Annotated in this window: 22 protein-coding genes; 8 read left to right on the plus strand and 14 right to left on the minus strand. The window is 37.2% G+C overall.

The window, feature by feature from the left end; translation table 11 throughout:
- The first annotated feature begins 113 nt into the window (after positions 1 to 113).
- On the plus strand, positions 114 to 410 hold the full coding sequence (gene trxA / locus R2R28_RS08465; protein WP_316825247.1) for a thioredoxin: 297 nt from the start codon (positions 114 to 116) through the stop codon (positions 408 to 410).
- Here the strand turns inward: trxA and pdeM are convergent.
- The 4 genes from pdeM to R2R28_RS08485 form a co-directional block, all read right to left on the minus strand.
- On the minus strand, positions 407 to 1,045 hold the full coding sequence (gene pdeM, locus R2R28_RS08470) for a ligase-associated DNA damage response endonuclease PdeM (RefSeq protein ID WP_316825248.1): 639 nt from the start codon (positions 1,043 to 1,045) through the stop codon (positions 407 to 409). The two genes, trxA and pdeM, sit on opposite strands and share 4 nt — an antisense overlap.
- A 117-nt stretch (positions 1,046 to 1,162) precedes the next feature.
- Entirely contained in the window at positions 1,163 to 3,640 is a 2,478-nt protein-coding gene (locus R2R28_RS08475) for a ligase-associated DNA damage response DEXH box helicase (RefSeq protein ID WP_316825249.1), read from the minus strand.
- A gap of 252 nt (positions 3,641 to 3,892) precedes the next feature.
- Positions 3,893 to 5,482, minus strand: a complete 1,590-nt coding sequence (locus R2R28_RS08480) for an ATP-dependent DNA ligase (protein WP_316825250.1) — start codon at positions 5,480 to 5,482, stop codon at positions 3,893 to 3,895.
- A 2-nt stretch (positions 5,483 to 5,484) separates the two neighbouring features.
- Positions 5,485 to 6,513, minus strand: coding sequence for a ligase-associated DNA damage response exonuclease (locus R2R28_RS08485; RefSeq protein ID WP_316825251.1), 1,029 nt, complete (start codon positions 6,511 to 6,513; stop codon positions 5,485 to 5,487).
- A 155-nt stretch (positions 6,514 to 6,668) separates the two neighbouring features.
- On the opposite strand from R2R28_RS08485, the gene R2R28_RS08490 reads away from it, so the two are divergent.
- Both R2R28_RS08490 and R2R28_RS08495 read left to right on the plus strand, forming a co-directional pair.
- Entirely contained in the window at positions 6,669 to 7,280 is a 612-nt protein-coding gene (locus tag R2R28_RS08490) for a SatD family protein (protein ID WP_316825252.1), read from the plus strand.
- Positions 7,280 to 7,987 (plus strand): DUF3307 domain-containing protein, encoded by a 708-nt coding sequence (locus R2R28_RS08495; protein WP_316825253.1) that lies wholly within the window; start codon positions 7,280 to 7,282, stop codon positions 7,985 to 7,987. Before R2R28_RS08490 ends, R2R28_RS08495 begins: the two co-directional genes overlap by 1 nt.
- Positions 7,988 to 8,099: 112 nt before the next feature.
- Here the strand turns inward: R2R28_RS08495 and R2R28_RS08500 are convergent, their stop codons facing one another.
- The 7 genes from R2R28_RS08500 to R2R28_RS08530 all read right to left on the minus strand — a co-directional run bounded on the left by R2R28_RS08500 (position 8,100) and on the right by R2R28_RS08530 (position 16,584).
- Positions 8,100 to 10,229, minus strand: a complete 2,130-nt coding sequence (locus tag R2R28_RS08500) for a S9 family peptidase (RefSeq protein WP_316825254.1) — start codon at positions 10,227 to 10,229, stop codon at positions 8,100 to 8,102.
- A 136-nt stretch (positions 10,230 to 10,365) separates the two neighbouring features.
- Positions 10,366 to 11,049 carry a DUF4412 domain-containing protein gene (locus R2R28_RS08505; protein ID WP_316825255.1) on the minus strand — a complete coding sequence of 228 codons (684 nt, stop codon included), beginning with the start codon at positions 11,047 to 11,049 and terminating at the stop codon, positions 10,366 to 10,368.
- 23 nt (positions 11,050 to 11,072) lie between these two features.
- On the minus strand, positions 11,073 to 11,849 hold the full coding sequence (locus tag R2R28_RS08510) for an enoyl-CoA hydratase/isomerase family protein (protein ID WP_316825256.1): 777 nt from the start codon (positions 11,847 to 11,849) through the stop codon (positions 11,073 to 11,075).
- A gap of 1 nt (position 11,850) precedes the next feature.
- Positions 11,851 to 13,938: a ComEC/Rec2 family competence protein gene (locus R2R28_RS08515; protein ID WP_316825257.1), complete on the minus strand. Its 2,088-nt coding sequence runs from the start codon at positions 13,936 to 13,938 to the stop codon at positions 11,851 to 11,853.
- 3 nt (positions 13,939 to 13,941) lie between these two features.
- The gene (locus R2R28_RS08520; RefSeq protein ID WP_316825258.1) at positions 13,942 to 15,498 is read right to left on the minus strand and encodes a helix-hairpin-helix domain-containing protein; all 1,557 of its coding nucleotides are present in this window, start codon (positions 15,496 to 15,498) and stop codon (positions 13,942 to 13,944) included.
- Positions 15,499 to 15,545: 47 nt separating this feature from the next.
- Positions 15,546 to 15,974, minus strand: a complete 429-nt coding sequence (locus tag R2R28_RS08525; RefSeq protein ID WP_316825259.1) for a helix-hairpin-helix domain-containing protein — start codon at positions 15,972 to 15,974, stop codon at positions 15,546 to 15,548.
- Positions 15,975 to 16,248: 274 nt separating this feature from the next.
- Complete coding sequence (locus R2R28_RS08530; RefSeq protein ID WP_113951188.1) at positions 16,249 to 16,584, minus strand: MerR family transcriptional regulator; 336 nt, start codon at positions 16,582 to 16,584, stop codon at positions 16,249 to 16,251.
- Between the two features lie 116 nt (positions 16,585 to 16,700).
- Between R2R28_RS08530 and alaS the strand changes: the two genes are divergently transcribed.
- The gene (gene alaS / locus R2R28_RS08535) at positions 16,701 to 19,313 is read left to right on the plus strand and encodes an alanine--tRNA ligase (protein ID WP_316825260.1); all 2,613 of its coding nucleotides are present in this window, start codon (positions 16,701 to 16,703) and stop codon (positions 19,311 to 19,313) included.
- An 87-nt stretch (positions 19,314 to 19,400) separates the two neighbouring features.
- On the opposite strand, the gene R2R28_RS08540 is transcribed toward alaS, so the two are convergent.
- The 3 genes from R2R28_RS08540 to R2R28_RS08550 all read right to left on the minus strand — a co-directional run bounded on the left by R2R28_RS08540 (position 19,401) and on the right by R2R28_RS08550 (position 21,245).
- Positions 19,401 to 19,904, minus strand: a complete 504-nt coding sequence (locus tag R2R28_RS08540) for a hypothetical protein (protein WP_316825261.1) — start codon at positions 19,902 to 19,904, stop codon at positions 19,401 to 19,403.
- A 124-nt stretch (positions 19,905 to 20,028) separates the two neighbouring features.
- Positions 20,029 to 20,535 carry a hypothetical protein gene (locus R2R28_RS08545; protein WP_316825262.1) on the minus strand — a complete coding sequence of 169 codons (507 nt, stop codon included), beginning with the start codon at positions 20,533 to 20,535 and terminating at the stop codon, positions 20,029 to 20,031.
- A gap of 107 nt (positions 20,536 to 20,642) precedes the next feature.
- Positions 20,643 to 21,245: a hypothetical protein gene (locus R2R28_RS08550; RefSeq protein WP_316825263.1), complete on the minus strand. Its 603-nt coding sequence runs from the start codon at positions 21,243 to 21,245 to the stop codon at positions 20,643 to 20,645.
- A 318-nt stretch (positions 21,246 to 21,563) separates the two neighbouring features.
- Here R2R28_RS08550 and R2R28_RS08555 point away from each other — a divergent pair, with 318 nt between their 5' ends.
- The 4 genes from R2R28_RS08555 to R2R28_RS08570 all read left to right on the plus strand — a co-directional run bounded on the left by R2R28_RS08555 (position 21,564) and on the right by R2R28_RS08570 (position 26,222).
- Positions 21,564 to 22,751, plus strand: coding sequence for an ATP-binding protein (locus tag R2R28_RS08555; protein WP_316825264.1), 1,188 nt, complete (start codon positions 21,564 to 21,566; stop codon positions 22,749 to 22,751).
- A gap of 102 nt (positions 22,752 to 22,853) precedes the next feature.
- Complete coding sequence (gene gatB / locus R2R28_RS08560) at positions 22,854 to 24,317, plus strand: Asp-tRNA(Asn)/Glu-tRNA(Gln) amidotransferase subunit GatB (RefSeq protein ID WP_316825265.1); 1,464 nt, start codon at positions 22,854 to 22,856, stop codon at positions 24,315 to 24,317.
- A complete protein-coding gene (locus R2R28_RS08565; protein ID WP_316825266.1) occupies positions 24,317 to 25,429 on the plus strand; it encodes a TlpA disulfide reductase family protein in 1,113 nt (370 codons plus the stop codon). Before gatB ends, R2R28_RS08565 begins: the two co-directional genes overlap by 1 nt.
- Before the next feature lie 103 nt (positions 25,430 to 25,532).
- A complete protein-coding gene (locus R2R28_RS08570) occupies positions 25,533 to 26,222 on the plus strand; it encodes a response regulator transcription factor (protein WP_131532107.1) in 690 nt (229 codons plus the stop codon).
- Positions 26,223 to 26,301: the final 79 nt, after the last annotated feature.

Genomic DNA, 26,301 nt, shown 5'->3' on the forward strand with positions numbered 1-26,301 from the left:
AAAGTTTCTAAGAAACGCTAAATGAAGATTGCTTCGTCGTTCCTCCTTGCAATGACGAATTTTCGTTAAAAACCAATCCAGTTAATCTTTGTTTCTAAATAAAGACAAATATCATGGCTAAATTTTCAGAACTAATCAATGGTGATAAACCCGTACTGGTAGATTTTTTTGCGGAGTGGTGCGGTCCATGTAAAATGATGAAACCGATTTTAGAACAGTTAAAATCGCAGGTAGGCGATTCAGTTTCGATCATTAAAGTAGATATCGATAAAAATCAGCCGGCAGCTTCTTCGTTTAATGTTCAGAGCGTTCCCACCTTAATTCTTTTCAAAAACGGAGTACAGGTTTGGAGACAGAGTGGTGTTTTACAGGCCTCACAACTGAAACAGGTAATTGATGCCCACGCTTAAACTTCAACTACACTTTTGGGCGTAACTGCAAAGATACGTTCGCTCGTTTTTGGGTGAATATTGTAAAGCCCGGTAAACAAGCTAAAAGCTGGTAATACTGCATATTCCTTACCGAAATAAAAACAAGGAAATTTTAACCGCTGTTTAGCCTTCCCAACAATAGTAACCCCGGGGTGGATGTGGCCGCTAATGGGGTATAACTCCTCTTCAGTACAATTTGGCGCATCATGGATAAAACAAAAAGGCCCCAGGCAAAAACTAGGCTCATGTATTTCGATATCCATTTCGGCATAATTTGCATCAGAAAGCCGGTCGTGATTTCCTTTTACCAATAAGAAATTAAGCTCCTTATATTGCTTTCTCCATTCAGCAAACTCATCAATATCCGTATTTAAGCCATGGTGAAACATATCGCCGTTAATCAGCAAGGTTTTGGGGTTATATTGCTTAATTAATACGCTTAAACGCTGTAAATCGGTTTGGGCAATGGTAGCCGGCACCTGCAAACCTGCTTTACGGAAATGTGCTGATTTTCCTAAATGTAAATCACTTATCGCTAAAAGTTGGTGTTTGGGTAAAAATAAAGCCCTTTCTTTATCTAAAATCAGTTCTTCGCCCCGGCTAGTAATGTTCATTAATAATATGTAAAAATCTGACCATTTAAGAAATATAACAACTTATAAGGCATATTGCCAACGGGTTAACTTATATTTACTCAAATGCCTTATATGGTTCAAAATAATTTATATGTTTCATTTTATTTTCTCCGATTCTGCTTTCATTCTGGCAATGCGTTGTTCTAATTCCTCCGAGCTCATGTTTTCACGTAAACTATCCACCTTGATCGGAAAAGACAACGGTGTGAAACTTTTTGGATGCATGATGATAATCGCTCCATTCTGAATCCGCTCTAAAGCTGCCGCCAGCCGGGGCTCTTCCAATTGCTGGTAAAAAACCTCATCGTAAGCCTGGCGCAAAAGTAAATTATGTTTGTCATAATCGCTAAAAACATTAAAAAACAAACCAGCAGATGACTGGAGGTGTTTATTAGCCACATATTTGCCCGGATAACCCTGAAAAACCAGTCCTGAAATACAGGCAATATCCCTGAATTTTCGCCTTGCCATTTCAGTTGAGTTAATACTTAATGTAATATCTTCCGTTAAATTTTTAGGTGAAAAAACTTCATAAGCAATTGATTCATCCATTGGGATTTCCGTTTCACTTAACAATTCGAAGCCATAATCATTCATGGCAATGGAAAAACTGATCGGTAATAATTTGCTTAGTCGATAGGCTACCAGGGCCGCTAAAACCTCGTGTACCAAACGACCTTCAAAAGGGTAGGCAAATAAATGGAAACCTTCTTTATTGTTGATCAGCTCAATTAATAATTCATCATTTCGTGGCACATGAGAACGTTTCTCCTGTAACAGAAATAAAGGGTAAACCGAATCCAGTTCCTCATCCTGATGGGTTTTATCCAATGCCTCATTGTATTTTTTACGCAATACCGAACCTAAATTGGATGATAGCGGTAAACGCCCACCATTCCAGCTTGGGGAGATGGCATTCTTTTGTTTGCTCACCCTTACCACAACAGTCATATCTTTTACCTGGATAAACTCTAAAACCCGACCGGCCAAACGGAAATTATCGCCTGCTTTTAAACGCGTAACAAAATATTCTTCTACCATACCGATGTAGCCGCCAGAAATGAATTTCACTTTCAGCATCGCATCGCTCACAATGGTACCGATGTGTAAACGATGCCGCATGGCAAGTTGCCGGCTTTTTACTTTCCAAAGCCCGTCTTCATCTTTCACTACCTTTTTAAATTCAGTGTAAGCACTTAAACTATCGCCTCCGGAAGTAATAAACTGCATTACCCAGGTCCATTCCTCCGGTAAAATCATTTTAAAAGCATGGGTGTTTTTAATTTCCTCGTAAATAATTTTATCGTCAAATCCATCACCAATAGCCAATGTAACCAAATATTGCACCAGGGTATCAAACACCATGATAAAGGGCTCACGACTCTCTATATTGTTGGTTTTTGCCGCTTCCTTAATCGCTGCCGCTTCTACAAGTTCGAGCGCATGGGTAGGCAGGAAATAGATTTTGGAAGTTTCATGAGGGGAGTGGCCAGAGCGTCCTGCACGTTGCAAAAACCTCGCTACACCTTTTGGCGAACCCACCTGTACAACCGTATCAACAGGTTTAAAATCTACGCCTAAATCCAGCGATGAAGTGGCAATAACTGCTTTAAGCTGCCCCGTGTGCAGGGCATCTTCAATCCAGTTGCGAAGTTCAAAATCTATCGATCCGTGGTGTATGGCAATGCGACCGGCCAATTCGGGTTCGATATTCAGCAAATGCTGGTACCACATTTCCGACTGTCCGCGGGTATTGATAAAAATTAAAGTGGTTTTGCTTTTCTCTATGATGGGCAAAAGTTTATAGGCCAGTTTTAAGCCTAAATGGCCTGCCCAGGGCAGGGTTTCAATATCGTCCGGTAAAATCGATTTGATGATAATTTTTTTTTCTAAATCGGCCTTAACAATAATCCGTTTGGCTTCTAAATTAGGTTCGAGCACATCTAAAGCCTCATCTATATTACCGATGGTTGCCGAAATTCCCCAAATCCTTAAAAACTGTTTTTTTTCCAGCCTTTGCAAACCTTTAATCCGCGAGACAGCCAATTCAACCAATACACCACGCTTACTCCCCAAAAGTTCGTGCCATTCATCAGCCACAATGCATTTAAGGTTTCGGAATAAGGTTGAAGATCCCTTTTGTGCCAGTAATAAATGCAGGCTTTCTGGCGTAATCAACAAAATTTCTGGCATCGATTTCTTTTGCTGTACCTTTTCTGCCTGAGAAGTATCTCCATTCCGTACACCAACATGCCAATCCAATTCCAGTTCCAATAAGGTTTCGCGCATGGCCCTTGCAATATCTTTGGCCAGGGAGCGGAGTGGGGTAATCCAGATTAATTGTAAACGGTCTTTCGCTTTTTTATTATTGTTTTCAGATGCGTTTAAAGCTTCTATTACTATTGCCAAAAATAAAGAAAAGGTTTTTCCAAAACCGGTGGGCGCGTTTACCAAACCACTGTAGCCATTAAGATAATACTGCCAGGCATCTTCCTGAAACTGAAAAGGCCTGCGTTTATTGGCCTTAAGCCAGGCCTTTATCTTTTTATAACCTTTGGTTTTGGTTTGGTCCATGCTCAATGTATTTCCTTATTGATTTTATATATATAAGTTTTGGTTTTTTGAAAAGCAATAATCGTAATCCTTAGGTTACAGCAGCCCCGCCCTACGTTTTAACTTTTTTGTGATTTACCTTGTAACCATGATCCATTGATGACAAAAAAGGGTATCACTACTGTCGGGTTTAAAATCGTAAGGTAAACCTATCAAAACTTAACGTATTTTGCCTGTCTGCCTCCCTAAACATGCGAGGTTTAAACAAGCGCATTACAAAGTAGATTGCAGCAACTGCCTCAGATCTTCCAAAGTGTTAATCTCATCGGCTTTTTTATCCTTTCTCCACCGCAATATACGCGGAAAACGCAAAGCTAAACCTGCTTTATGGCGTTTGCTTTCGGCAATTCCTTCAAAGGCAATTTCGAAAACCAGTTCGGGTTTTACCGTGCGTACCGGGCCAAATTTTTCGATCGCGTTTCGGGTTACAAAGCTATTTACTTCCTTAATTTCTTTATCTGTTAAACCCGAATAGGCTTTTGCAATCGTAACCAGGTTTTTTCCATCGCGAACAGCAAATGTATAATCGGTAAAGAAATTGGCTCTTCTACCGCTTCCTTTTTGTGCATAAATCATCACTGCATCAACAGTGTACGGATTAATTTTCCATTTCCACCAGTCGCCGCGTTTTCTGCCACTATGGTAATGCGAACTCAGTTTTTTAAGCATAATGCCTTCGCTGTTAATCGACCGCGAAGTTTGTCTTAATTCGGCTAGTTCTTCCCATGTATTGCAATTAATTACAGGGGAAATAATTACCGGGCTTTCGTCCAGGTTGCCAATTAGTTGCTCCAGTATTTTTCGTCTTACATTTAAAGGTTCTTCCCTGAAATCTTTTGTTTCATATTCCAGGATATCATAAACAAAAAAGCCAATGGGTGCATCTTCCAGCTGTTTTTTATTGATTGTTTTGCGGTTTAACCGCTGTTGTAGCGTGCTAAATGATAAAACCTGTTTATCCTGTACTGCCAATATCTCTCCATCCAGAACCACGCCATCAGGTAAAACGTCAATCATGAAATGCAATTCAGGAAACTGTTCAGTAACCAGTTCTTCTCCTCTGCTCCAGATAAAAAGTTCCCCGTTGCGTTTTACAATTTGCCCGCGGATGCCATCCCATTTCCACTCCGCCTGCCATTCTGAAATATCTCCAAGTTTTTCGGGTTCCTGTTCTAAAGCATAAGCAAGGCAAAAGGGGTAAGGCCAGGAGTTATCGGTATTTACATGAATGCCGTTAATCAGTTCATGGAAAGTGATTTCGTAAGGATCCCATTTACCCATAATGCTATGCATAACCTGAGCACTATCTAAACTGCTTTGTTTAGCCAGCGCATTAACCAGCATTTTATTGGAAACACCTATCCTGAAATTTCCGGAGATTAGTTTATTAAAAATAAAACGCTCCTGGTTTTCAAGTTTATTCCAGGCATTTAAAATGAAATCTTTTTTGGTTTCATCGTTTTTACCTTCCAGATCGTGGAGGTCTTCAATCCATTTGTGCAATTGAAAATCTGATGTGTTTTCTGCAGTAGGCAATAATAATGCTATGGTTTCGCTTAAATCGCCAACATTCGAATAGCTTTCTGCAAACAACCATTCAGGAGTTTCGGTAATGTCTATCGCCCAATATTTTAGCAAAGCTGATTTAATCGGTCGTTTAGGTTTTTTACCTGTAAATAAAGCAATCACCCATACTTTGTCTTTATCGTCGGCATGGTTAAAATAATCAACCAAAGCTGCAATTTTATCGTTGGTTTTATTGCTCAGTTCGAGCTGCTGGATCAGTTTTGCAAAACGTTTCATGGTTATTTATTTTCGTTTTGCTCAGCTAAATCCACCTTGTTTTCTTCATCATCTTCCTGGCCAAATTTGGTTAGCACTTCGGCAGCTTCTATACCTTCATCATTTAGAAAACGGCTAAAAGCGGCTGTAAAACCATGGGTAACATAAACTTTTTCGGCACCTGTTGCGGTAATGGCTTCCATTAAACCTGGCCAATCGGCGTGGTCGCTCAGCGCAAAACCGGCATCGGCACTTTGCCAGCGGCGGTGCGCGCGGACCTGCATCCAGCCAGAACAGATACCCGTAACCGGATGGGATAAATTTTTGATCCAGCGGCTATCGCGCATCGCAGGCGGTACAATTACAATTCCTTTCTGCAATTCATCTTTAGTGGTTTCGGGAGTAATCCTAATGGTTTTGGGAAGGTTTACGCCGGCTTCTATAATCACTTCATTTAGGTTGGCAATGCTGTTATGTACATAGATGGGAATATCACCGGCAAGGTTTTTAATTAAACGTTGCGCTTTACCCAAACTATAGGCTATTAGTACGCTGGTTTTCTGTTGATTGATATTATCGTTTACCCAACTCCTGATCCCGTTAAAAACAGTTTCCTGTTTTTGCCATTTGTAAACGGGCAGGCCAAAAGTACTTTCTGAAACAAATGAATGGCACTTTACAGGCTCGAAAGGCGTAGTAATGCCATCATCTTCGATTTTATAATCGCCTGAAATGACACAAACTTCACCTTTATATTCCAAACGTACCTGTGCGGAGCCAATAATATGTCCGGCAGGAAAAAACGAAATATTTACACCGTTGCGGATGATGCTTTCGCCGTACTCAAGTGTTTCAACGTTTAAATCATCACTAATCCTGCGTTTGATGATTGGCTTCGTTAAGGTATGGCAAAGGTAATATTTGTTTCCAAACCTTACGTGATCGCTGTGCCCATGCGTGGTTACGGCATAATCTACAGGCCACCAGGGGTCTACATAAAAATCGCCCTGCTTACAGTAAATCCCTCTTTTGGTAAATTCGATCAATGCCATAGCTACTAAACAATAAATTTATGGATTAGTTTTAAATCAATATCGGGCATTTACCCGATATTTTAAATTATCGGCTAATTACCCGATAAAACGAAATATCGGCTAATTAGCCGATATTAGTTTTGTAATATGGATAATAAGTTCGATATTGTATTATGATTTCTATTATAACAGGTGATATTGTAGGTTCGCGAAAGATTAAAGACAGTTGGTTATTGAGCTTAAAAACTGCATTAAAAGCAATTTCAGGCCAACATGGGAAGTGGGAAATTTTTCGGGGGGATAGTTTTCAGGTTGAGGTTGAGCCGGAAAATGCAATTAAGGTTGCAGCTTATTTAAAAGCATGTATAAGGGTAAATAAACCTGCTGATGTTAGGATGGGCATTGGTATTGGTGGGATAAAAAACAAACGGAAAAAGCTTTCTGAATCAAGTGGAGATGCATTTATTAACTCGGGGGCAGCCTTTGATAGTTTAAAACAGGCTAAAACCAATTTGGCAATTAAAACAGATTATCCTGATTTTGATGAGGAAATTAATGTGGTAATAAAACTGTCTTTAATTGCCATGGATAGCTGGGGTGTAGTGGCTGCAGAAATGGTAAAACTTGCGCTCGAAAATGAAAATCTGTTACAAAGCGAACTTGCAGCTCTTTCAGGCAGAACACAATCTTCTGTAAGCGAGGCACTAAAACGTGCGCATTATACTGAAATAATGGAAATGGACAGGCTTTACCGTAAAAAATTGAACCAAACGATTTTGAAATAATGGATATCTATTTAATCAAGCTAATTATTGCCCACTTAATCGGTGATTTTTTTTTACAGCCAAATGCCTGGGTAAAAGATAAGGGAAGAAAGAAATTAAAATCAGCTAAACTCTATTTGCATGTAGTGATACATGTGGTTTTGATATTTGTTATTTTTTTAAGTTTTGATGTTTGGAAAACGGCTTTAACAATAGGTATCATCCATTTTGTTATCGATGCGTTAAAATCGATCTTTCAAACCCATAAAAATGCCCGGATACTATTTTTTGTTGATCAGGTTTTACATTTTAGTTCGATTGTGGCCGTGTGGCATTTTTTCTATAAAGGAAGCCTGGATATTGGTTTTTTAAATGATCCGCATACCTGGATATTCATTTCAGGTGCCTTGTTTTTAACCATGCCTACATCGATTGTAATGAAGGTAATCATTGCTAAATGGATTCCGGATAATCAGCCTGACAGTCCAAAATCATTAGAAAATGCGGGTAAATACATTGGGATATTGGAAAGAACATTGATTTTTCTCTTTATTCTTACCAATCATTTTGAGGCCGTTGGTTTTTTACTTGCGGCAAAATCGATATTCAGGTTTGGCGATCTAAAAGAAAAACACGATCTGAAACTAACCGAATATGTACTAATCGGGACTTTGTTAAGCTTCGGGATAGCTATTGTAACCGCCATGCTTATTCAAAGGTTTATTTAGATCTCATGACTAAATATAGTCAATCCTTGACCATATAAGGCATTTAAGAAATATAAGCTAAAGGCCCTATTATATTAAAAAAGCAGCCCGAAAGCTGCTTTTTTAATATTTTCTATCTTGCTCCCGGAGGACAATTTTCTTTTAAAAATTTGGTATAGGTTAGCGAGAGATGTTCGCTTGTACCTTCGCCTTCAGAAATACTGTGTGTACGGTTAGGGTAACTCATCAATTGAAAAACCTTTCTGTTTTTAATCAGTTCATTGATTAACATTTCGGCATTTTGGTAATGAACATTATCATCGCCAGTGCCATGGATATACAATAAATTCCCTTTTAAGTTTTTGGCGTAAGTAATAGGAGAGCCTTTTACATAAGCTTCTTTACTTGGAAAAGGCGTACCCATATAACGTTCCTGATAAACATTATCGTAAGTTAACTGGTTGCCTACTGCTGCAATAGCAATACCTGTTTTGTAAATTTCAGGATATTGGAACATCAGGTTTAAGGTAGATGAACCGCCACCACTCCAGCCCCAAACAGCAACACGGTCTTTATCCATAAAAGCGCTGGTAGCCAGTAATTTTTTAGCAGCCATGGCCTGATCGCGGATATTGATTACGCCAATGTTTTTGTAAATGCTTTTACGCCATGCACTGCCTTTTGGTACAGGTGCGCCTCTGTTATCCATTGAAATGTAGATATAACCATCTTTAGCCATATCGCCATTGTATAAGAAATTTCTTCCGGCACCATAAGTGTCTGATGCTGTTTGTGATGCAGGTTCGCCGTAAACATAAAATACAACAGGATATTTTTTAGCAGGATTAAAGTTGTCAGGTTTTTTCATCCATCCATCCATTTCAATACCATCTTCGGTAGTTACCTTAAAAAACTCGACCTTGTTTTTGGCAGCTTCTTGTTTTGATAACTGCGTGGTAACACTTCCATCCATGGTTAGTGGATTTCCTGTCGTAAAATTCATCCACTCGGTAATAGGCCTTACGATAGAACTGTTGTAGGTATGACGGGCAAATGATGCGCTTGGAGATATGTCGTAATTATGCGTTCCCGGCAGGATAGAGGGAGAAACCTGTTCTAATTTACCTTTTCCATCTAACTTGGTTTTAAAAAGATATTTTTGGGTGGCATTTGTTGGCGATGCAAGAAAATAAACCGTATTGTTTTTAACGTCGATCAATTTCACATCAATTACATCGTAATTGCCTTTTGTAACCAAAGTTTCTTTTTTCCCGTCTAAACTGATTCTGTATACGTGGTTCCAGCCATCTTTGTCTGATACAATAGTAAACTCCTTATTATCGTTTAACCACTTCCATTCGTCCTGTGGATCGATCCAGGCTTTTGCTTTTTCCGTATAAATGGCTTTTGCATCTCCTGTGGCTGCATTGCAGATAAATACTTTACTTTCGTTTTGCTCGCGGTTAAGCTGCTGCAAAATAATATTATTGCTGTTTGGTACCCACTGCATACGTGGAATATAATGCTGGATATTATCGCCCGGAACATTTAACCAGTTTGTTTTGGCTGTAGCAATATCAACTACACCAACTTTACAAACTGAAGGATTCTCCCCAACTTTCGGATATTCTACCGGGATGGTATAAGGATAAATAGAATCGGTATTGTTGATCATCAAAAAGTTTTTGATCTTCGTTGCATCAATTTGCCAATAAGCGATAGATTTCCCGTCAGGGCTCCATCTAAAACCATCGCGGCAATCGAACTCTTCTTCATAAACCCAATCAAAAGTACCATTAATCATCCGGTCTGTACCGTCGGTTGTTAAGGCTTTGCTACCCGATCCATCGATATTTTCTACATAAAGATTATGCTTGCTTACATAAGCCACTTTACTTCCATCAGGTGATAATTTTGCAAACATTAAAGATGATGCCGGTTTATCTTTCCCGATCTGGGTAATTTTATTTGCCGTTAAATCAGCTAGCCAATAATCACCACGTGTATCGTAACGCCAAACTTTTTTACTGTTGGTATAAATTAATGCTTTTGTGCCATCATCAGATAACTGAAAACTTCTTACAGCAATCGCATTATCTTTTCCGGCGGGCGTTAACAATGCCCTCGATACAATTATTTTTTTGTCGTTTTTTGGGAGGGTAACTGAAATAATTTCTCCACTTGCTATCTGGTAATAAGAGCTACCATCTTTTGCCCAGTTAATGCTTTGGGCTTTTGCATCAATTAACGTGCATAATGCCATGCAGGTAATTGATAATCTGAGTAATAAATTTTTAATCATATATATTTTTGGGCATAAAAAAAGCTTTTTAACTTTTTGGCTAATTTAAATAAAAAGCCGAAAGTTAAAAAGCCGTTAATTAACAGGAATTGGTTAATTATTCACCACCGCCTTGCATTTTTGCTAAATCTTCCATCGTTACTACTTCGTAACCTGCCGGAACTTCTTTCGAAATTGCACCAACTTTACCTTCTGCAACTGATTTTAATGTGGTAGTAGTTTCTACACCTCTTTGAACCAACGTATATTTTACAGGGAAAGCAGCTAAACCAGGGAAATAATTTTGAGAACCTACGTTTGGTAATTCAATATCTTTAGTCGCCCACAATTCAAGTGCAGTACCTTTATCATCTTTATAAGAATATTTTTCTGCACTGAAACCACCGATAGTCTGTTTTTCACCGGTAGCTTTAAAATCAGAATATTTAGGGATAGCACCCATTGCTTTTTCTATATCAGCTTTAGTTTGCTTAACCGCAAATTGTTTTTGGGCAACTGGTACATCGATTAAAAGCAAACCTGTTTTTTCATTGTTATCAGAAACGATACCAATTAAAGCAGGACCTTGTTCCATTTCGATTTTGGTTAAACCGTTGTTAAATTTTACTTTCAATTCTGCAGGTGGTTCTTGTCCGCCCATTGCAGCTTTTTGTTCTTCAGTTAATTTATAAGCCAAGCCATAGGTAATGGTACCTTCAGCTATTTTCTTTTGTGCATGGGCGATAATGGCGCTACTTACTAAGATTAAAGCAACAACGCTTGTTTTGATTGATTTTAACATGTTTTTTATTTCAGTTTAGTTATTTACCAGTTAATTTTTTCTTTGTTTAAAAATGAAGAAATTCCTTTTTTAAAATCCTCACTCTCCCGTACACGGGCATTAATCTGTACCGCAGTTTCCAGGCATTTTTCCAGCAATGGATTGGTCGTCTGCGTAATCAATTGTTTAGTAATCATTAACGAATTACCAGAACTCCCGTTACACAAACTTAATGCAAATTCTCTTACATTTTGATGAATTTCGGATGAATTTGTTACAAAATTTATTAAATTATATTTCAGCGCCTGATCTGCAGAGAAGGTTTTTCCCGTTAACAGGATTTCTTTAGCAACCGATTCACTTACCTTCTGTTTTAGAAAACAGGAAACAATTGCAGGCACAAAGCCGATTTTAACTTCTGTATAACCGAAATTACTTTCAGGAGTTGCAAAAACAATATCACAAATGGTTGCTAAGCCACAACCGCCGGCAATGGCATGACCTTCTACCTGTGCAATAACCACTTTTGGCAAATAATAAATACTGGTAAAAAGTTTTTTTAGATGATTTGAATCAGCAACATTTTCTTCAAATGTATTGTGCTGTAACTGTTGCAGATATCCTAAATCTGCGCCAGCGCTAAATGAATCGCCATTGGCATTTAATATCACTACCTTAACCCGGTCTTCCTCTGAAGCTCGGATAAATGCTGCAGTTAATGCTGATATAAGTTGGGGATTTAAGGCATTTCTTTTTTCAGGCCGGTTAATGGTTATCGTTGCAATTCTTTCTGCAACTTGGTATAAAACCAGATTTTCCATGTTATTGAGTTAGTTGCACCAAATATGCTTTATTTTTCTTTAAAACATGGAAATCTAAACGATTATTCTTTGCAGTTTTTTTAAGAATCTCAATCTTATAATCTCTATTGGTCGCATCAATGATCATGTTTCTGTATTTTATTTCAGGAGCCATGTCTGTTAAATCAAATCTGGCATTGCCGCTGATCCAGAGACTGGAGAAAATACCATTCCCCTGTAGCTTTTTATAATTTAAGCGTTTATCGGCGATTAATATTTTATAGTCATGAAAAATTAGCTGATGATTCTTCAAAACAAAGTTATGTAGCACAGTGTCTTGCCCTAAATCCACAAAACAGACGCTATCTACCTGTAATTGGTTAAGTGCCGGTTTTATAAAGAAATCGTAATTTTTATCGGTTACCTTTAAATCGGTAACCAGGATACTTTCTTTTCCGGTAATAAATGCAGCAGCATAGTTTTTCCTTAAGGAGAAGAAAATTATTTTTTGCTGATGGTAAGCATTTATGTCGTTATATGCAATTAATACCTGATAACAGGTAAAAACAAGCAGCGAAGAAAATATAAAACGTTTGTTAAAATTTGCCAGACCATAGACAAATAACCCAAGTGCAAAACTCAATAAAGTAAATTCGGGCAGGTTAATCCATATTGATGAAAAAGTGGCATAGGGTAAATCTGCAATCCATTTTAATACAAAATTGGTAAAGTTGATGAGCCATTCGAAAATTGGTGCTAAAAAACTAAGCCATGGAACCAAAACTGCAATCCCCAAATACATCATCAATACCAATGGTAAGCTGATAAAAAGATTTCCGAAAAGAAAATAAAGCGGAAACTGATGGAAATAATAGATACTTAAAGGAAAGGTAACAATTTGAGCAGCCAGAGACATGGCAATAAAACCCCATAACTTATCCATCCATTGGTTTTTAATATAGACTGTGTTATAAATTTTTGGCTGGAGATAAATTAATCCGAAAACAGCAAGGTAGGAGAGTTGAAATCCCACATCCCAAATCAAAAATGGATCGTAAATTAACTGGCAAAGTGCTGAAAAAGCCAAAATATTATAACTGTTAGTGTTTTTAGATAAAACCTTAGCCGTAATTAAAATACTGATCATAATTGCGGAACGGACAACAGAAGGAGATAAACCTGTTAATAGCGCATATCCCCATATTAGCGAACATATTGAGATTAGTTTTACAATTTTTAAAGTGCGATTTCTGTTCAAAAACATCAACAGAAAATCCAATACTACATAAATAATGGCCACATGCGCGCCCGATACCGATAAGGCGTGTATTGTTCCTGTTTTACTGTATGCCGATAAGGTTTCTTTGCTTAAATCGGCCCGATAACCCAGGATTAGGGTGGAAGCCACCGCAAAAGCTTCGTTACTTTTAATCAGTTTGCGGTATTTTTGTACCTGCTTCTCTCTTAATCTTAAGGCTTGCTTTATAATTGGATTACCAACATTATGATTGGTTTTAATGATATGTTCCTGATCAATAAAAGTTTGATGATAAATGTTCTGATGAGAAAGCCAGGCTTTAAAATCGAATTCTGCCGGATTATAAGGTGGTTCTATTTCCGTGTATTTTACCGAGATTAGAATTTCGTCGCCATATTTTAATTGAATCGGTTTTAGGCTATCCAATCTTAACGCAACCAGCAGTTGACCGGACAGCCTGATTTGTTTATCTTTTTGATAACCAGAAATTACCCTGGTTTTAAAACGCAATATATTGCTGCTAAGTTGAGGCTCATCTTTTACCAAAAGTTTTAAGGAAGTATTTGGTTTGTTTGCAAAATAATCGCTTTTAAGTGTTTCATTGTTCAGCAAACAAAATAGACCGCCAAGATTGAAGAAAAATGTGAAAAGTAAAAGACCAATTGTTCCTTTATGGCGATAGGCATTTAGTTTTTTATAAATAATATTTAGGGTTAGGATACATGAAAAGTTTAGCAAAAGGGTAATAGAAAGAAACAATAAAAATGCTTTTGACGGAAAGAAATAGAAAATGCCTATCCCCAATATAAATGGAAACAGAATCCTTGCAAAAACGTATTCGGCTTTAAACATGGTTTAAAATTGGTAACGCACCTGAACTTTAACCTCTGATTTTTTATTGCCTTTAATTTCATCCAGATAAGTGCCTACTGTTTCTACATCTTTATAGATAAACAAGCCATAGCGCATCCAGATATTTAATTTTTTAGCCAGATTGTATTTCAGGTTTAAATAAGTTCTAAAACCCCTTCCACTGTACATGCCAAAGCTAAAGCTGTACAATACATCATCTTCATAAGCGTAAATCCTGCTGTTGTAACTTGGTGTGTTGAAATAGGCAAACCTTACATTTCCGGTAATTTTAGAAAACAGGGGAGAATAATCAACGTCCTGATAAATAAGGTAACCGAATTCTTTATTTGCATCACCTTTTTTATATTGAGAAACTTCTGCCCGGTTTTGGAAACTCCATTTTTTATTTAGCTGCCAGTTTACTTCAAGCCGGTAACCTTGTTTTTTTACATCATCTAAAAAATTTATGGGTACGTCCAGATCCGTATTTTGTTGCTTCTGCTCTGTTTTAAAGCGGGCTAAAATTTTAAATGTTTTACTTGGCGTATAAACAGCCTGAGCCAAAGCTTCATAACCTTTTGATGGCTCATCAACACGGTATTTCAACCATGGGAATCGAAAATAATCACCATATACAGAGAAAGCCCATTTTTTATTTGGATTAACATTTAAGCCAACATAAAGCCCTTTTTCATTTACAGCCTCGCTTGATTCGGCTACGGCCTGGTTAAAAAAATTATGATAATCTTTTGCATAATCGCGATAGGTTAGGGCAGCAGAAACTGCTTTTGACAAACTAATGAGTATCCCGTTAATATAGGCAAAACCACTACCTGAACTTTTGGCTGCTTCGCCGTAGAGGTACATGTTTTTATAGGTGTAATTATAAAACAACCCTAAGTTAGTTAACGATTTACCTGTAAAACTATATTGGTCGTAAGCCGCAGTTTGAACAACAAAATCATTTCCATAGGTACTCTGATAAGCAATTGCACCTATACCAAATTCATTTTTAGTATATTGAAGTACAGCGCCAAATACCTGCTGTTTTAAAACGTTTTTATTTTTGATTTCAGAAGGCGTTCGGTGTAATCCGGTCTGATTAATCGTTGATTGTACCAGATTTCCTTCCTTGTCTGTTTTCTGGCTCGCATCAAGATTCCGGAAAGAAACAAACGGTGTGATATCTATATTTTTGAAAAGATTAACACTTGCTGAAACTCCTCTGAAAAATGAATATTCATTGGTAGAATTATATGGTCGTAATCCCAAATCCTTCTTGGCTACACTGGTTACATCCGGTCCTTTGCCAAAAGAAAAACCCGACCATAAGGTTAAGCCTTGCCCGAATTGCAAAGTACAATCGCCGGCGACTAGTTTTTTAATTCTGCCCAATTTAAATAAAGCTACATTGCCCGAATAAAAATCGAAAGGTTTATCTATAAATTTTTCACCAGCATCTTTATCCAATGTAATGGCTGCAGATAATATGGTACTATAATTAAAGCGATAGCAGGTTTGAAATCTTTCAGGAGTACCTAAATATCGGTTTCCGGGCAAATCAGTAAATCCTTTTTGCTTTTCTAGGCTCTGCACATACCGCATCATCAGGTCATTTTCTCCAAACTTAATAACGTTTTAAAACTAAGCTGCTGATACTCCGGCTGAACGTTTACCGCTACAAAAGGCAATAAATTTTGCACCGTTTTAACATCAAATCCATCAATTCCCTGTAATTCCAGCGGATCTACAAATTGTCCGTTCTCTTTAACATAAGCGAAAAAGTTGCTGATTTGTAGTGGTGATAGAAAAACCATGCTTTTTAATTCTTCCGGCGAAGTGTGGTTCAGGTCAATAGGATGTTTCCGGTACCTCATTAACACATCAACCAGTTCGGTCATGTCGTAATCATCAGGCAAGCTTTCGGTAACACTTTCCAGAATATCACGGATATCAATTTCCGTTTCGTTATTTTCTTGTGCATTTGCAATGAATCCCATCATCACAAAAGCGATCATTAGGATTCTAGCCCGCATATGTAGGAGGATTGGATGGTGAAAACAAAGTTTTTGTAATGGCCAGGCCATTACAAGCTAGTGTAAAACTAGTCAGCAGATTATGCCGGAGAGAAAAATAGTTGAAAGAAAAATCGATCAACAGCAGATACCATATTTTCATAAAGCGGAGATTAAACCAGTTAAAGAAAATAGGGCAATAGTTGATTAATGGATACTAATCTAATAATATCTTTTTAAAACTACAAGAGAAATATTTGTAAATCTACAATTATGTATGATTAGGCTGTGCTATTTAAAGTTCTTCGGCCAGATTAACCAGGAAACCTTTTAGTTTTTCTAATGAATCTATTATTTTCTGATTCTCTTTCACATCCGATTTATTGTTCTTCAGATATTCTTTTGCGCCTTTTAAAGTGAAGCCTTTTTCATCAACCAGGTTGAAAATGATTTTGAGGTTTTCTATATCTTCCGGAGTAAAAAGACGGTTGCCTTTTTTATTTTTCTTAGGCTGAAGGATATCGAATTCTTTTTCGTAAAAACGGATTTGTGATGCGTTTACATTAAACATTTCAGTCACCTCGCCCATGGTATAATACATTTTATTAATGTCTCTTTCTTTATACGGCATAACTTGTGCTTGATTATGAGTGTTTTATATCGATTAATTAAAGTATTCAAATGTAGCTCGATTTTTCCTTAATAACGCAATAAAATTTTAATTTTGTTCCCTCCAATAATATTGAAATGACAGCAAAAGAGATTAGACAGGCATTCCTTAGTTTTTTTGAATCGAAACAGCATCATGTTGTTCCTTCAGCACCGATTGTGGTTAAAAACGACCCAACCCTGATGTTTACCAATGCGGGTATGAACCAATTTAAAGATCTGTTTTTAGGAGAAGCCGCCATAAAATATTCTCGTGTTACTGATACACAACGTTGTTTACGTGTTTCGGGCAAACATAATGACCTCGAAGAAGTGGGAATTGATACTTATCACCACACCATGTTCGAAATGCTGGGCAATTGGAGTTTTGGCGATTACTTTAAAAAAGAAGCCATTGCATGGAGTTGGGAATTATTAACCGAGGTTTATAAAATCCCGAAAGAAAAATTATATGTAACCTATTTCGAAGGTGATGAGAAAGAAGGTTTGGAAAAAGATCAGGAAGCTTACGACCTTTGGAAACAATATGTAGATGAAAGCCATATTTTACCAGGAAACAAAAAAGATAATTTCTGGGAAATGGGCGATACCGGGCCATGCGGACCATGTTCTGAAATCCACGTGGATTGCCGTACTGATGAAGAAAAAGCTTTAGTTGATGGTGCTACATTGGTAAATGCAGATCATCCTCAGGTAATCGAGATCTGGAATAATGTATTTATGCAGTTTAACCGTTTAAAAAATGGTTCTTTGCAAAGTTTACCAGCTAAACACGTTGATACAGGTATGGGTTTCGAGCGTTTGGTACGTGTTTTACAGGAAAAAACTTCGAATTATGATACCGATGTTTTCCAGCCGATGATCCAGTTTATTGCAGAGAAATCTGGAATAAAATATGGTGCTGACGAGAAAACAGATATTGCCATGCGTGTAATGGCCGATCATATCCGTGCCATTTCATTTGTAATTGCCGATGGCCAGTTACCATCAAACAACAAAGCAGGTTATGTAATCCGCAGGATTTTACGCCGTGCCGTACGTTACGCTTATACTTTCTTAAATTTTAAAGAGCCGTTTTTAAATCAATTGGTTCCTTTATTGGCTGAGCAATTTAAAGGCGTATTTGATGAATTGATTTCGCAACAGGATTTTGTTCAGAAAGTAGTTTTAGAAGAAGAAGTTTCTTTCTTAAGGACATTATCTACAGGAATTCAACGCTTTGAAAAATACCAGGCTGCTAATAATATAGTAGAGGGTACTTTCGCTTTCGAATTATCGGATACTTTTGGTTTCCCGATCGATTTAACCGAGTTAATGGCAAGAGAAAAGGGCTGGAGTGTTGATTTAATTGGCTACGAGCAAGCTTTGAAAAAACAAAAAGATGATAGCCGTGCCGCAACAGCCATCGATACAGGTGATTGGATTGTGGTTAATACAGAAGATCAAAGCGAATTTGTTGGTTACGATGACTTAGAAATTGAAACGGAGATTCTAAAATACCGTAAAGTTAAAGCTAAAGGCAAAGAACAGTATCAGATTGTATTACGCCAAACGCCTTTTTATGCAGAAAGCGGTGGTCAGGTAGGAGATACCGGCCGTTTAGAAGACCACAGTCGTCAATTTTGGGTAGATATTACCGATACCAAAAAAGAAAATGGACTAACGGTTCATTTTGCTGATATATTGCCTGATCATTTGGAAGGTAAATTCTGGGCGGTTGTAGATGAGGATAAACGTGTTTTAACAGAAGATAATCACTCGGCAACTCATTTATTGCATGCAGCCCTTAAACAGGTTTTAGGTAAACACGTAAACCAGAAAGGTTCGTTGGTAAATGCAGATTATTTACGTTTCGATTTTTCTCACTTTGCTAAGGTAACTGATGAAGAATTGGCGCAGATTGAAGTAATTGTGAACCAAAAAATCCGTCAGAACATCAAGTTAAAAGAACAAAGAAATGTTCCTTATCAAGATGCTATTGAAAGTGGTGTAACAGCTTTATTTGGCGAAAAATATGGTGATTTTGTACGTATGATTACTTTTGACGATCATTTCTCGAAAGAGCTTTGCGGTGGTACACACGTAAAAGCAACCGGACAGATTGGTTCTTTCAAAATTATTTCAGAAAGTGCAGTAGCAGCTGGCGTTCGCCGTATCGAAGCGATCACAGCTGATAAAGCCGAACAATATTTCTTAGGTCAGCGAAAAGAACTTGGTCATTTGAAAGCGTTATTAAACGGAAGCAAAGATTTATCGGCATCTGTTCAGGCTTTACTGGATGAAAATGCAAAACTGAAAAAGGAAATTGAAAAATCGACATTAGAACGTGTAAATACCTTAAAACATGAAATTGTACACCATGTAAGAGGAATCAACGGAGTTAATCTGATTGCCAAACATATCGATTTGCAAAGTGCTGATGCGGTTAAAAACCTGGCTTTCTCTTTAAAAGATATGATTGATAACCTTTTCTTAGTTTTTACAACAGAAATTGAGGGTAAACCGGGCATAACCGTAATGCTTGCTGATCACCTGGTTAAAAAAGGATTAAATGCATCAAACATCGTTCGCGAATTGGGTAAAGAAATTCAGGGTGGTGGAGGTGGACAGCCATTTTACGCTACAGCAGGCGGTAAAAATCCTGCTGGGTTAAAGGTTGTTCTGGAAAAAGCAGAAAGTTTTATTCCTTAAGATCCTCATTGCGGGGAGAAACGACGAAGCAATCTTGTTAACAAGTATATCCATAAAAAAAGAGGCCCTAAAGCCTCTTTTTTTATTTTAGTGTCTACCATGTCTTTCTCTGTGTCCTCTGGAGAATAAACTAGAATTTACCCTTCTGTCGTGATGCCTGTTATCTACATGATACGACCTGTAATTATTTCTTGGTGAGTTGTATCTTATTCTATTTCCACCACCATATGATGAACGGTAATAGTTATTATGACTTACGTAGGTTACTCTGTGTGTATTGTAATTACGATATGGACTGTTTCCGTACATTACAATTTTTCTTCCATGGTGTAAATCGTAGCCCCTATATCTTGCGGGTAAATACCTCGATCTCGTCCACCTGTTTCCGCTTAAATAAACAAATTGCCTTTGTGGTACATAATAATACGATTGAACTTCCGGAAGATAATAATAATTGACATCCTGATAACCCGCCGGAACCCAGGCTGGCTGTGTACCAATGTTTAAATTAATGCTTACCTGAGCGTTAGATTGATTAGATGTTAAAGCCACGATACCTAAAATCGCGGAGATGATAAATAACTTTTTCATAATAATCTATTTTATTTGTGTGTACTTCAAACAATTCAAACGCTGTGCCAAAACTTCTATTGTAACAGATATATAAAAAAGGAGTATCTTTCGAAACTCCTTTATAAACCAATAAACCTATAGATTAGTGTTTTCCTTTACCATTTCCATGGCCTTTTCCGTTATTCCCATTATTCCCTTTTCCATAAATCTTTTTAGCCTGTCCTGGAGGCATACCATGGGGATGTCCTTTTACCACATAATATTTACTATCACGGCTATCTCTAATTACCAGCTGACCTTTATTGCCTTTATACTTGCCGTATTTCACTTTATCGTTTTTGAAATTCAAATAGGGCTTAGGCGAATTAATTACTACTTTGTAGCCATTATATAAATTGTAATTGCCGTATCTCGAAGGTAAAGAATTGGCAAAAACCCATTCGTTTCCATTTAAATACACAAACTGTTTTTGTGGAACATAATAATAGCTTTCCACGTCGGGGAGATAGTAATAATCAACATGGTCATAGCCTGTTGGCCCCCAAAGCGGTTGCGAACCGATGTTAACATTCACATTTAATTGTGCCTTCGCTGGGATGCTGAACAATGAAACCATCATCAATACAGCCATTAAAAATAATCTTTTCATAATCAATTCATTTAGTGTTTATTGTTTATAGCCAAACCACGTGCCAAATTAAGTGAACAAAAAAGAGCCCCTTTCGAAGCTCCTCTATTTACAACTAAATACTAATATTAATGGCGCTCGTTACCACGGCCTTGACCGTTATTTCTTTCAGGACGGTTATTACTACCTCTGTTATCGGCTTTGTGTTCATTGTTGCGGGCAGGTCTTGAATTTTGATTTACCCTTAGAACAGTTTTCTCCCTACGTACAGGGCGGTTATTATTAATTACTACAGTTTTGTTCCCATTATAGTTTGGATGACCTTTTACTACAAAATATTTACTATCCCTGCTGTCTCTGATAACGGTTTGACGGCCACCATAGTTTTTATATTTGCTATAACGGGTTACATAAATATTGTTTCTTAAGTATGGTTTTGGCTCATTAATGACCACTTTGTAGGCGCGGTATAAATCAAAGTTTCCATATTGTGCAGGTAAATTGTTTGTCCAGATCCAGCGGCCACCATTGGCATAAATGTATTGGCCGGAGGGCACATAATAATAAGCATCTATATCAGGGAAATAATAATAATCTACATGGTCGTAACCTGTAGGCCCCCAAACAGGTTGAGAACCAATATTGATATTTAAGCTAACCTGTGCTTTTGCATTGTTTATGCTGAATAATGAAACCATCAGAACTGCAGCAAATAAAACTAACTTTTTCATAATGTTTTTTAATTAAAGGTTTCTTTTGTGTGTTTTTGAGATAGACAAACCTAACGTACTCTGGTTTAATCATTACCACCCGATTTAACATTCTTTAACGATTATACATGGCATTGAGTAATTTTACTCAGTTAATTGAGTAAATTGTTATAATACCTGTAATTAACTTAATTACAGAATGTTATATGATAATTTTTAGTGTATTAATTAGTGAATAATGCTGTTATTATTATAATTATTTAATTAGAATAAGTAATCATTTTGAATTACTAATCACATTGAGTAATTTTACTCAGTATATTGAGTAAATTGTTAAATATGTTCCAAAGATCTTATTTACAGAAACTTGTAAAGGTTTTAAATGAACCAAAAAGGTTTATTCAGGTGCTTGTGGGCCCCAGGCAAATAGGCAAAACAACATTAATCAGTCAATTGGTCAAGGAAATTAATACACCCTGCATATTCGAATCTGCAGATGCCGTTGCTGCTTCAGATAGAACCTGGATAGAGCTGATATGGTTTAACACCAGAGAACTATTAAAAGAACCTGGGGTTAATGAATATCTCCTTGTGATTGATGAAATTCAGAAAATTGATAACTGGAGTGAAATTGTGAAGCGCCTATGGGATGAAGACATGCGAAATGGGGTAAACTTGAAAGTAATTTTATTAGGATCTTCCAGGCTGCTAATTCAACAGGGATTAACAGAATCATTGGCTGGGAGGTTCGAATTAACTTATTTAGGGCATTGGAGCTTTGCAGAAATGGAAAGTGCATTTGGTTTTACTGCCGAACAATACGTGTGGTTTGGCGGATACCCAGGCGCTGCAGGTCTAATTAACGACGAAGAGCGGTGGAAAAGCTATGTTTCAAATGCATTGATAGAAACCAGTATTTCGAAAGACATTTTAATGCTAACCCGTGTAGACAAACCTGCTTTAATGAAACGCTTGTTTGAATTGGGCTGTTTATATTCCAGTCAGATCCTATCTTTTACCAAAATATTAGGCCAACTCTCTGATGCAGGCAATACCACAACATTGTCGCATTATTTACAATTATTAGATACAGCAGGTTTACTGGGTGGTATTGAAAAATTTGCGGCTGATGTGATCCGTAAACGTTCATCCAGTCCAAAATTCCAGGTTCATAATAATGCTTTAGTAAGCGCCCAAAGAAATGATCTCTTTGAAGAGATAAAAAAACAACCAGCGGAATGGGGGAGAATGGTAGAATCATCAATAGGTGCTCATTTATTAAATTCTTCATTTGTAGAAGGCTATAAAGTGTTTTATTGGCGGCACAGAAACGACGAAGTAGATTTTATTTTAGAGAAACGAGGTAAAATAATTGGTATAGAAGTTAAAAGTACAGGCCAGATTACGGGTACATCGGGAATGGATGCTTTTAGCAAAATGTATAAGCCAGACAAAATACTTTTAGTTGGTGCAGGAGGTTTACCATGGCAGGAATTTTTAAAAATTTCTCCCTCAAGCCTTTTTTAATGAAAGACTAAATAATAACTATATTTGACCTATTAATATTTAATCACAGATAAAATTATATCTCTGGTTTATAAAACCTATAAAACACCCAAAAGCTTTTAAATGCCTTTACAAGAAACAAGCCCACAAAACAATTACGAACTCGTTTCAGGACTGGAAATACACGTTCAGTTAAATACAAACACCAAAATATTTTCTGCTGATAGCGCATCTTTCGGGGCTTTGCCTAATCAAAATATCTCAACAGTTTCTTTGGCGCTACCAGGTGCACTGCCAAAGCTTAACAAAGAAGTAGTAGCAAAAGCCATTCGCATTGGTCTGGCTTTAAACTGTAGCATCAACCAGGTTAACCATTTCGATAGGAAAAATTATTTCTATGCTGATTTGCCGAAAGGTTATCAGATTACACAGGATAACCAGCCGATCTGTGTAAATGGCTTTTTAGAGCTTCAACTTGCTGATGGTGCTACAAAAAAAATCGGAATTAACCGGATCCATTTAGAAGAAGATGCAGGGAAAAGTATTCACGATCAGGACGATAACTATTCATTGGTAGATTTAAATCGTGCCGGAGTACCATTAATCGAGATTGTAACTGAGCCGGATATCCGCAGTTCAGAAGAAGCTTCTGTTTTGCTAAGTGAGATCAGAAAACTGGTGAGGCATTTAAATGTAAGCGATGGTAATATGGAAGAAGGCAGTTTGCGTTGCGATGCCAATATTTCTATTCGTACGCATGGTACTACTGAATTTGGAACCCGGTGTGAGGTGAAAAACCTAAACTCGATGCGTAACGTACGTAGGGCTATGGATTTTGAATTTGGCCGTCAGGTTGAGGTAATTAATGGTGGTGGGAAGATTATCCAGAGCACTTTAAACTTTGATGCCGATAAAGGCACCACTTCGCCAATGCGTACCAAAGAGGAAGCTAACGATTACCGTTATTTTTCTGACCCTGATTTACAGCCAATTCATATTTCGGATGAGTGGTTGGCAGAGATCAAATCTTTAATGCCGGCTTTGCCAAATGAAATCTCGCAACAAATGGTTTCTGAATTTGGAATCAGTAAAGCTGATGCAACGCTTTTTGCAGAGGATTTGGATCTGCTAAATTACTTTAACGCCGCGTTACCTGTTGTAAACAATAAAAAAAGTCTGATCAACTGGTTAATTGGCCCAATAAGGGCTGTTTTAAATGAAAAAGGAATTACCATTACTGATTTTAAAGTAAATCCGACACCATTAGCAGAAACCATTAATCTGGTTGATGATAAAAAAATTACCCAGCAAATTGCGATTCAACAATTATTGCCTGCTTTAGAACAACATGGTGATACACATGTTACTGATCTTGCTCAATCATTGAACTTGCTTATTTCTGAAAATGGAGATGAATTAAGTAGTTTTATTGATGAAGTGTTAAATAAATACCCACAGCAGGTAGATGCGTATAAAAAAGGTAAAAAGGGCGTTTTAGGTTTATTTGTTGGCGATGTAATGAAACTGGCCAAAGGTAAAGCCGATGCTAAAAAATTAAATGAATTAATACTTGAAAAACTGAAATAATGAGACTAAAACAATTGAGCCTGATCATGCTGATCGCGATTGCCTTCACTGCATGTAAACCAAAAGACAGCTTTACCATTGATGGAACTTTCAAAAATCCCGGAACGGAGAAAAAAGTGTTTTTGTATGGCATGCAAAACAGCAATATGGTTGCAATCGATTCGACCAATTTATCAGAAAAAGGCGAATTTAAGTTTATACGCAAAACGCCGTCAGTAGATTTTTTCAGGGTATCATTAGGTAACCATGAATTTATGCTGATTGCAAAAAATGGTGATGATATCAAACTTGAAGCAGATATAGCGGATAAAACCATGGCTTACAAAATTTCTGGTGCAAACGAAGTTGAGAAACTATCTGAACTGAATGCCATCAGAAATAATTTTGCTAAGCAAGTTGAAAAATTGCAGGCCGATTTTGAAACGAAAGTTGCATCTCAGCCACAAAATAGAGCTGCTGTATTAGAATCGATGAAACCGCAATACGAATCTTACATCAATCAGTTGAATACCCAGATTATCAAGTTTGCAAAAGATAATAAAGGTACACTTGCAAGTTTTTATGCGATGAATACTTTAAGTCCGCAGGAGTTTGAAGCTGAACTTGTTCAATTTGCAGATGAGGTTAAAGAAGACATTAAAGGCAATGCCACAGTAGATGCTTTTGTAAAACAAATGGCCTTATTAAAAGCTGTTCAGGTAGGTCAGGTTGCGCCTGCATTTACCATTAACACCGCCGATAACAAACCGGTAAGTTTATCAGATTATAAAGGAAAATACGTGCTGATTGATTTCTGGGCTTCATGGTGCCAGCCTTGCCGTCAGGAGAACCCTAACGTAGTTAAAGTTTACAATAAATATAAAACTAAAAACTTCGATATTGTTGGGATTTCTTTAGATACCGACAAAGCAGCATGGTTAGGAGCGATAAAAGCAGATGGATTAACCTGGACACATGTTTCAGAATTGAAAGATTTTAATGGCGAAACGGTTAAAAAATACCAGGTACAGGCAATCCCAACTTCTTATCTAGTTGATCCGACTGGAAAAATCGTGGCTAAAAACCTGCGTGGCAACGAATTAGAAGCCTTTTTAGCTAAAACATTACGTTAAAACAAATTCCATGTTAAACTAATTTAAGTAATTAACAATTTCTTAACTTAGGCTTAACTAAATATTGCATCATAGACACTACTTTCGTAACAAATATTTAACTATGAACAACGCAGGTCAGAAAATATTAATTGTTGATGATGAACCAGATATTCTGGAACTTATTGAATATAACCTAAAGAAAGAAGGTTATCAGGTTTTCACAGCTACCAATGGCCAGGAGGGAATTACTGTTGCGAAAAAGGTTCATCCGGATTTAATTATCCTGGATATTATGATGCCTAAAATGGATGGGATAGAGGCTTGTCGTTTAATGCGTGCCATTCCTGAATTTAAGAATACATTTATGGTTTTTTTAACAGCCAGAAGTGAAGAATATTCTGAAATTGCAGGTTTTAATGTAGGTGCGGATGATTATATCGCAAAACCAATTAAGCCACGTGCTTTGGTTAGCCGCATTAACGCTATATTAAGAAGAAACACAGGAACTGAAGAAGTATCTGAGAACAAGCTGGAAATCGGCGATTTAGTAATCGATCGTGAAGCTTATTTAGTATTTCAAAGTGGCAATAAAGTAGTATTGGCCAAAAAAGAATTTGAGCTATTGTACTTACTGGCATCAAAACCAGGAAAGGTTTATACCCGCGAATCGATCCTTAAAAACATCTGGGAAGATTCGGTAGTCGTAACCAACAGGACCATTGATGTACACATTCGCAAATTGCGTGAAAAATTAGGTGAAACTTATGTTTCAACCGTAAAAGGAGTAGGTTATAAGTTTGAATTATCTTAAATAACTTTACCACAGATAGACACAGATTAACACAGATTTTTTTCTGATGATTAATCTGTGTTTTTTTATGCGTTGTTAA

The organism is Pedobacter miscanthi (genome assembly GCF_032678605.1).
Taxonomy (GTDB): Bacteria; Bacteroidota; Bacteroidia; order Sphingobacteriales; family Sphingobacteriaceae; genus Pedobacter; species Pedobacter miscanthi_A.

Excerpts from the sequence above, each read along its gene's own strand:
- trxA (WP_316825247.1), top strand. The coding sequence starts at position 114 with ATGGCTAAATTTTCAGAACTAATCAATGGTGATAAACCCGTACTGGTA.
- pdeM (WP_316825248.1), bottom strand. The coding sequence starts at position 1,045 with ATGAACATTACTAGCCGGGGCGAAGAACTGATTTTAGATAAAGAAAGG.
- R2R28_RS08475 (WP_316825249.1), bottom strand. The coding sequence starts at position 3,640 with ATGGACCAAACCAAAACCAAAGGTTATAAAAAGATAAAGGCCTGGCTT.
- R2R28_RS08480 (WP_316825250.1), bottom strand. The coding sequence starts at position 5,482 with ATGAAACGTTTTGCAAAACTGATCCAGCAGCTCGAACTGAGCAATAAA.
- R2R28_RS08485 (WP_316825251.1), bottom strand. The coding sequence starts at position 6,513 with ATGGCATTGATCGAATTTACCAAAAGAGGGATTTACTGTAAGCAGGGC.
- R2R28_RS08490 (WP_316825252.1), top strand. The coding sequence starts at position 6,669 with ATGATTTCTATTATAACAGGTGATATTGTAGGTTCGCGAAAGATTAAA.
- R2R28_RS08495 (WP_316825253.1), top strand. The coding sequence starts at position 7,280 with ATGGATATCTATTTAATCAAGCTAATTATTGCCCACTTAATCGGTGAT.
- R2R28_RS08500 (WP_316825254.1), bottom strand. The coding sequence starts at position 10,229 with ATGGCATTATGCACGTTAATTGATGCAAAAGCCCAAAGCATTAACTGG.
- R2R28_RS08505 (WP_316825255.1), bottom strand. The coding sequence starts at position 11,049 with ATGTTAAAATCAATCAAAACAAGCGTTGTTGCTTTAATCTTAGTAAGT.
- R2R28_RS08510 (WP_316825256.1), bottom strand. The coding sequence starts at position 11,849 with ATGGAAAATCTGGTTTTATACCAAGTTGCAGAAAGAATTGCAACGATA.
- R2R28_RS08515 (WP_316825257.1), bottom strand. The coding sequence starts at position 13,938 with ATGTTTAAAGCCGAATACGTTTTTGCAAGGATTCTGTTTCCATTTATA.
- R2R28_RS08525 (WP_316825259.1), bottom strand. The coding sequence starts at position 15,974 with ATGCGGGCTAGAATCCTAATGATCGCTTTTGTGATGATGGGATTCATT.
- R2R28_RS08530 (WP_113951188.1), bottom strand. The coding sequence starts at position 16,584 with ATGCCGTATAAAGAAAGAGACATTAATAAAATGTATTATACCATGGGC.
- alaS (WP_316825260.1), top strand. The coding sequence starts at position 16,701 with ATGACAGCAAAAGAGATTAGACAGGCATTCCTTAGTTTTTTTGAATCG.
- R2R28_RS08540 (WP_316825261.1), bottom strand. The coding sequence starts at position 19,904 with ATGAAAAAGTTATTTATCATCTCCGCGATTTTAGGTATCGTGGCTTTA.
- R2R28_RS08545 (WP_316825262.1), bottom strand. The coding sequence starts at position 20,535 with ATGAAAAGATTATTTTTAATGGCTGTATTGATGATGGTTTCATTGTTC.
- R2R28_RS08550 (WP_316825263.1), bottom strand. The coding sequence starts at position 21,245 with ATGAAAAAGTTAGTTTTATTTGCTGCAGTTCTGATGGTTTCATTATTC.
- R2R28_RS08555 (WP_316825264.1), top strand. The coding sequence starts at position 21,564 with ATGTTCCAAAGATCTTATTTACAGAAACTTGTAAAGGTTTTAAATGAA.
- gatB (WP_316825265.1), top strand. The coding sequence starts at position 22,854 with ATGCCTTTACAAGAAACAAGCCCACAAAACAATTACGAACTCGTTTCA.
- R2R28_RS08565 (WP_316825266.1), top strand. The coding sequence starts at position 24,317 with ATGAGACTAAAACAATTGAGCCTGATCATGCTGATCGCGATTGCCTTC.
- R2R28_RS08570 (WP_131532107.1), top strand. The coding sequence starts at position 25,533 with ATGAACAACGCAGGTCAGAAAATATTAATTGTTGATGATGAACCAGAT.